This window comes from Streptomyces sp. P17, assembly GCF_032436805.1.
In the GTDB taxonomy this organism is placed as follows: Bacteria; Actinomycetota; Actinomycetes; order Streptomycetales; family Streptomycetaceae; genus Streptomyces.
Window position 1 is genome coordinate 1 of the sequence record NZ_JAVRBF010000147.1, and the last position, 3,345, is coordinate 3,345.

At 70.9% G+C, this 3,345-nt stretch carries 2 protein-coding genes and 2 pseudogenes; 1 reads left to right on the forward strand and 3 read right to left on the reverse strand.

The features are described from left to right. Nucleotides 1-326: 326 nt before the first annotated feature. Nucleotides 327-858, forward strand: a pseudogene (locus RMT89_RS39830) (GNAT family N-acetyltransferase); the annotation flags it as partial. Between the two features lie 26 nt (nucleotides 859-884). On the opposite strand, the gene RMT89_RS39835 reads toward RMT89_RS39830, so the two are convergent. The 3 genes and pseudogenes from RMT89_RS39835 to RMT89_RS39845 all read right to left on the reverse strand — a co-directional run. Beyond that, nucleotides 885-1,349, reverse strand: coding sequence for a hypothetical protein (locus RMT89_RS39835; protein ID WP_315888639.1), 465 nt, complete (start codon nucleotides 1,347-1,349; stop codon nucleotides 885-887). Between the two features lie 187 nt (nucleotides 1,350-1,536). Further along, a complete protein-coding gene (locus tag RMT89_RS39840; protein WP_315888640.1) occupies nucleotides 1,537-2,919 on the reverse strand; it encodes a DEAD/DEAH box helicase in 1,383 nt (460 codons plus the stop codon). A 298-nt stretch (nucleotides 2,920-3,217) separates the two neighbouring features. Further along, a pseudogene (locus RMT89_RS39845) lies at nucleotides 3,218-3,345 on the reverse strand (IS701 family transposase); the annotation flags it as partial.

The window sequence follows — 3,345 nt, forward strand, 5'->3', positions numbered from 1 at the left end:
GCCTGACCCCCCCCCGGTGGGGCACCTCACCCCCGCCCTCGCAGGGGTGCCGCACCCCGGCCCGCCCGCCGGCCCGGTCGACCCGGGCGGGCGGACGGGGCTCACGCCCGGCGGGACATTCACTCAACATGCCGATGCGGACGGGGCTCACGCCCGGCGGGACATTCACTCAACATGCCGATACCTATGGGGAGATGAGCGACAGAGTCCCCTTGGGATGTGGGCTCGCGCCCGTACTTCCAGCGCGTCCCCGAGGGAGCTCGTCTGAACGCTGCACTCATCGTGACGGTGCATCTCTGAGCAAGTACGCCCCGAGTTCGGGTACATCGGGCGCGGCGCCCGCACCCTTCTGGCGGACGCATCTGTACCGTCTCGGCACGCTCACCCCACCGCAGCCCCGCCCCGAGGGCCAGGGTCGCATCACGGGCCCGCACGACCATGAGCAAGTCGTGCACTGGTGCCGGGAGTTCTGCGTCGACGTCGGGGAGCAGTCCTCCATCGACTTGATCGACGCCGGCTCCTGGGCCGACTCGCGTTTCGGCGACCGGCACTTCACGTTCTGGCAGACCCCGGACGGCACGCCCGTTTCCATGGCGGCAGCGACCACGCTGGGCGGCGGCATGGTCCGGGTGGACCCCCGTCTACACCCCCGCCCACCTCCGGGGGAACGGTTACGCGGGAGCCGTGACGGTCGAGGTGAGCAGGGCGGCGCTGACCGCGGGCGCAACCGACGTCGTCCTGTTCGCGGACCCGGCCAACCCCACCAGCAACGCCCTCTACCAGCGCATCGGATACGTCCATGTCGCCGACTTCGCGGGCTACAAGTTCTCCTACGGCGCAGCAGAAGCCGGAAGCTGAGGGCGGCGTCCTGGGGTGCGGGCCGCTCAGTCCCAGAGCGGATAGGACTGGGTCTGCGAGAACCGCTCCGGCCGGCTGTCCGTGTACACGAGGGTGATCCGGGTGTAGTGCGAGACCTGAGGCCGCTTCTTCCAGGGCTTCGGATGGTCGAGGCGTACGGTCACCGGGTATGCGTGGAAGCGGCCGGCCGCACAGTACGGCTTGCAGTCATTGACCCAGTTCACCCCTTCGGCCCGCGCCGAATCCGTGCCCCACCGGGACCAATCCAGCGAGGCCAGGCGGCTGTTGCCGTCACCGCAGGCGAGCATGAATTCGGACGGACGCACCTGCGGGTGCCACAGACAGTCGACGAGGACCGGAAGACCGACGCCCTGCTGTGCGGTCTGCGCGGCGGGGGCCGGTGCCGAGCTCGCCGCAGGCGGCGTGCCTGCCGCGGCGAGGGCGGCGACCGCGAAGAGCGAGAGCGTGGTCGTGAGTGCGCGTATGTGCATGGCCGTTCCCCGCTGCCGCTCGACGACGGATGTCCCGGAATCGACGCTACGACCGGGGGCCTGAACGCACCACTCGAACGGAGTAGTGCGCCGTCGGTTGAGCGAGGCATGTCACTGCGCCTTCCGCCGACCAGCGCGTCTGTGCCGCGGAATCCGCGCCTCAGCGTCCGAGCGGCTGCACCCGCCGTCAGCGGCCCTTGCGTACCCGGGCCGCCGCGCGGGCTTCCGTGGTCTTGCGAGCCTCGGCGGCCTTGCGTGACTCCTTCGCGGGGCGGCCCGTACGGGAGCCGAGACCGCGGAACGGCACGTTGCCGCCGCTGTTCTTCACCGCGGTCGGCGGGCGCTTCGCGCCGGTGATGGCAGTCAGCGTCGCCTCACCGGAGCGCACCTGCGTGACCGTCGGCCGGATCCCGGCGTCGGACATCATCCGGTTCACGTCGCGTCGCTGGTTGGGGGTGACCAGGGTGACCACGATCCCGGACTCCCCGGCGCGTGCCGTGCGCCCGCCACGGTGCAGGTAGTCCTTGGCGTCGGCCGGCGGGTCGACGTTGACGACGAGGTCGAGCGTGTCGATGTGAATGCCCCGAGCGGCGACATTGGTGGCCACCAGCACGGTGATCTGACCGTCCTTGAACTGGCCGAGGGTGTGCGTACGCTGCGGCTGCGACTTCCCGCTGTGCAGGGCACCGGCCCGTACGCCGCTGGCCCGCAGGTGACGGGTGAACTGGTCCACGCCGGCCTTGGTGTCCAGGAACATCAGTACCCGGCCGTCCCGCGCGGCGATCTCGGTCGCGGTCGCGTACTTGTCGGCGGCGTGGATGTTCAGCACATGGTGTTCCATCGTCGTGACCGAGCCCGCCGCCGGGTCGACCGAGGCGAGAACCGGGTCATGAAGGTAGTTCCGCACCAGCTGATCGACGTTTCGGTCGAGCGTGGCCGAGAACAGCAGCCGCTGCCCGTCGGGGCGCACCTGGTCCAGGATATCGGTGACCTGCGGCAGGAAACCCAGGTCGCACATCTGGTCCGCCTCGTCCAGCACCGTGATCCGCACCTGGTTCAGGTGGCAGTCGCGGCGCGACACCAGGTCGGTCAGCCGCCCCGGCGTGGCGATGACGACGTCGGCTCCGGTCCGCAGCAGGGCCTGCTGCCGGTTGATCGACAGCCCGCCGACGACCGTCGCCAGTCGCACATTGAGTGTCTGCGCGTACGGGGCCAGCGCGTCGCTCACCTGCTGTGCGAGTTCCCGGGTGGGCACCAGGATCAGCGCGAGCGGCCGCTTCGGCTCCGCTCGCAGACTGGCGGTGCGGGCGAGGAGCGCCAGCCCGAAAGCCAGCGTCTTGCCGGAGCCGGTCCGCGCGCGGCCGAGGACATCGCGGCCGGCCAGCGCGCCGGGCAGGGTAGCCGCCTGGATCGGGAATGGCGCCGTCACCCCAAGGCCGGTCATCGTCTCCATCAGCTTCGACGGGAGCCCGAGGGCGTCGAAGGACGCGGCCGGAGGCAGACTCGGGGACACCGTCCGCTGCGGTGTACCAGCACGGGGGAGCCCAGAGGCCGACGGCTTCGCGTTCATGGGGAACCTTCCTGATCAGGCGCCCCGGAACGATCCGGGGCCCGTACCCCCTTGGTACGGGCCCCGGCGAATTCGAAGCGAACCCCCATTTTACCAGCGGGCGCCCGGATGCCCGTTCGTCCGGCCGTCTGCGCACCCGAGGCCAGGGGGCGACACCCACATCTGAACGGTCAGGGTTTCGCCCCCGGCGAGGATGAGGCGCTCCGGCCGGGCGGCTACGGCGGTGGAGGGCCCGTCGCCGGTGGAGGTGGTGTACAGCGCGCAGAAGACGAAGCACCCGCCCGGCACGAGCGCGTTCGTTGCGGCGGATCAGCAGCTGCCGACTCCCGGGGCGGGGGTCGGCGAGGTCGATGACTGCCCAGTCGTAGAAGCGGTGGCCCTTGGCCCCGGCCCCTGCGGAGAGCTTCTGCCAGGCCCGCTTGGGCA